The organism is Pseudomonas emilianonis, from assembly GCF_023072625.1.
In the GTDB taxonomy this organism is placed as follows: Bacteria; Pseudomonadota; Gammaproteobacteria; order Pseudomonadales; family Pseudomonadaceae; genus Aquipseudomonas; species Aquipseudomonas paraveronii.
In genome coordinates this window covers 1-1,875 of the sequence record NZ_JAKNRV010000606.1, presented here as the reverse complement: position 1 = coordinate 1,875, position 1,875 = coordinate 1, and the positions used below count along the sequence as shown (strand labels likewise).

Here is a 1,875-nt window from a genome sequence, read left to right as displayed (position 1 = left end):
CGCCGGTCGCCTGGTGGCGCCGTGGGGTTTCACGCAAACCCCGGCGCACCTGGCGTTGTGGCTACCCAAGCGCGCCGCGGATGGGCGCGCTCGGCAACTGGCGCAATGGCTCAAGGCTGAGCTGTTGCGCCAGCCGGTATAGCCGGCAAATCAGTTACCGCGTTTGCACAGCAGGTAAGCCGCCAGCAGGCCCAGTGCGCCAACGGCAACGCCGGCCGTGGTCCATGGGTGTTCTTGTGCGTAGTCCCGGGTCGCCACGCCGGTTTCGCGGATTTTGACTTTGCTTTCTTCGTAGGCATCGCTGATCAGGTGACGAGAATGCTTGAGTGCGTTCTCGGCATTGCTTTTCAGGGCCTTCAAGGTCTTGCGCGACTCATCGGAAGCATCGTCCTTGAGGTCCTCAAGGGACTTGAGCAGGCTCGAAATCTCGGCTTCCATGCTTTCCAGCGACGCTTTGCGTAAAGAAGTGTTGGCCATGTGGACTCTCCTGAAGTGATTGAGTGGCGTGTGTAGATACCGACTACGGCCGTTTCAGAAAGTGCAGTAAATCTGAACTTTCGAATAGGAATGGTCGCCAGAAGCAGTATGAACTTTCACTGCTAGGCTTTATTGACGACCCTCAGGAGAAACGCTATGACTGATCATCACACCTACAAGAAAGTCGAATTGGTGGGTTCGTCCGCCACCAGCATCGAAGAGGCGATCAACAACGCCTTGGCCGAAGCCAGCAAGAGCATCAAACACTTGGAGTGGTTCGAGGTGATCGAAACCCGAGGCCATATCAAGGACGGCAAGGCCGCGCACTTTCAGGTTACGTTGAAGGTGGGGTTCCGAATTGCCAGTAGTTGATCGGAACGGTTGAACTTGCCGGCTGGCCGATTGCCATAACCTGCGCTACAACCAATGGGGGCCGATGCGACCAGTGTCGGCACGCTCGTTTCGATCAGCGCAAGGAAAGTGACGGATGAAGAAGTTCCTGTTAGCGGTAGGTTTGTTGAGCATGGCGGGCACCGTGCTGGCGGCGGGCAAGCCGTGTGAAGAGCTGAAAAGCGAAATTGCTGCGAAAATCGATGCCAATGGCGCTTCGGGTTATTCGCTGGAAGTGGTGGCTAAAGGCGCTGCGGCTGACGGCAAGGTCGTTGGCAGTTGCGAAGGCGACACCAAGGAAATTGTCTACAAGCGCGGTTGATCCTGCGTTGCAGACATAAAAAACCGACGCAGGTGCGTCGGTTTTTTTTCGCCTGCGGGGTTTACTCCTTCATCAACTGCGCGAGCAGTTCGTAGGAATGAATCCGGTCGGCGTGTTCGTACAGGTCGCAGGTAAAAATCAGCTCATCGGCGCCGGTCTGTTCGATCAGCACCTCCAGTTTGGCGCGGATCTTCGCCGGGCTGCCGACCATCGCCAGGCCGAGGAAGCTGCCTACCGCGTCTTTTTCATGGGGTAGCCACAGGCCGTCCATGCTGTTCACCGGCGGACGCTGCACCAGGCTCTGCCCGCGCATCAACGCCAGGATGCGTTGGTAGACGGAAGTGGCGAGGTAATCGGCCTGTTCATCGGTATCCGCCGCGACCAACGGAATGCCGAGCATCACGTAGGGCTTGTCCAGAACGGCAGAAGGCTTGAAGTGATTGCGGTACACGCGAATCGCCTCATGCATCAAGCGCGGTGCGAAATGGGAGGCAAAGGCGTAGGGCAAGCCGCGCTCGCCTGCCAACTGTGCGCTGAACAGGCTGGAACCGAGCAGCCACACCGGGACGTTGGTGCCGGTGCCCGGAACCGCGATCACCCGTTGGTCGGGCGTGCGCGGGCCGAGGTAGGCCATCAGTTCGGCCACGTCGTCGGGGAAGTCGTCCGCGCTGCCGGAGCGCTCACGG

Annotated in this window: 4 protein-coding genes and 1 pseudogene; 3 read left to right on the top strand and 2 right to left on the bottom strand. The window is 58.9% G+C overall.

Features of this window, described 5'->3' with window-relative positions; genetic code table 11:
• Positions 1-142 (top strand): annotated as a pseudogene (locus L9Z73_RS29975) (LysR family transcriptional regulator); the annotation flags it as partial.
• Between the two features lie 8 nt (positions 143-150).
• Here the strand turns inward: L9Z73_RS29975 and L9Z73_RS29970 are convergent.
• The gene (locus tag L9Z73_RS29970; protein WP_247408555.1) at positions 151-477 is read right to left on the bottom strand and encodes a DUF883 family protein; all 327 of its coding nucleotides are present in this window, start codon (positions 475-477) and stop codon (positions 151-153) included.
• 156 nt (positions 478-633) lie between these two features.
• Here L9Z73_RS29970 and L9Z73_RS29965 point away from each other — a divergent pair, with 156 nt between their 5' ends.
• Both L9Z73_RS29965 and L9Z73_RS29960 read left to right on the top strand, forming a co-directional pair.
• On the top strand, positions 634-849 hold the full coding sequence (locus L9Z73_RS29965) for a dodecin (protein WP_247408553.1): 216 nt from the start codon (positions 634-636) through the stop codon (positions 847-849).
• A gap of 115 nt (positions 850-964) precedes the next feature.
• Complete coding sequence (locus L9Z73_RS29960; RefSeq protein WP_247408551.1) at positions 965-1,189, top strand: DUF1161 domain-containing protein; 225 nt, start codon at positions 965-967, stop codon at positions 1,187-1,189.
• Between the two features lie 61 nt (positions 1,190-1,250).
• On the opposite strand, the gene L9Z73_RS29955 is transcribed toward L9Z73_RS29960, so the two are convergent.
• The coding region (locus tag L9Z73_RS29955; protein WP_247408549.1) for an MsnO8 family LLM class oxidoreductase at positions 1,251-1,875 on the bottom strand (625 nt) is incomplete at its 5' end.

Excerpts from the sequence above, each read along its gene's own strand:
- L9Z73_RS29970 (WP_247408555.1), bottom strand. The coding sequence starts at position 477 with ATGGCCAACACTTCTTTACGCAAAGCGTCGCTGGAAAGCATGGAAGCC.
- L9Z73_RS29965 (WP_247408553.1), top strand. The coding sequence starts at position 634 with ATGACTGATCATCACACCTACAAGAAAGTCGAATTGGTGGGTTCGTCC.
- L9Z73_RS29960 (WP_247408551.1), top strand. The coding sequence starts at position 965 with ATGAAGAAGTTCCTGTTAGCGGTAGGTTTGTTGAGCATGGCGGGCACC.